This is a genomic window from Gilliamella sp. Pra-s52 (genome assembly GCF_009795805.1).
GTDB lineage: Bacteria > Pseudomonadota > Gammaproteobacteria > Enterobacterales > Orbaceae > Gilliamella.
The window spans coordinates 1-396 of sequence record NZ_WTEY01000052.1; the positions used below are offsets into that span (position 1 = coordinate 1).

The following is a 396-nucleotide window of genomic DNA, read 5'->3' on the forward strand; positions in this document are numbered from 1 at the left end:
CCCCTAAGGTACAACAAGCTCTATTAGATAGCCGTTTGCAATGGTGTGTGCGTGATGAAAAAACAGGAAAACGCGTTGATTATGGTAATTCTTAATATAAAAACCATTTTTTAAAATAATAACAACAGGATGTAAAATCGATGTACGTTGGTGAATTTTTATTATGGTTTGGTAGTGCTATAAAAGCCGAAACTCGCAAAAAATTAAAAATGGGCTATACCAGTGGCGATATGACGCTAAAAGAGGTTCAAAAAGATTACACGCAAGAATCCGTCAGTAATCACCCTCGCCCTATTGGCCCTTACTATGCTTATAACGATCGCTATTTAGAGATCCGTGGTGGCATGTTTGAAAATTTTCGGGGTATACTGACTTGGATTAGCTTGTTTATATTTA

The 396-nt window shown here is 36.6% G+C and carries 1 protein-coding gene; it reads left to right on the forward strand.

What is annotated here, in order from left to right; translation table 11 throughout:
• Positions 1-140 precede the first annotated feature (140 nt).
• Positions 141-396 (forward strand): hypothetical protein (locus GQ594_RS11910; RefSeq protein WP_202112598.1); only part of this gene is annotated, 256 nt, incomplete at its 3' end.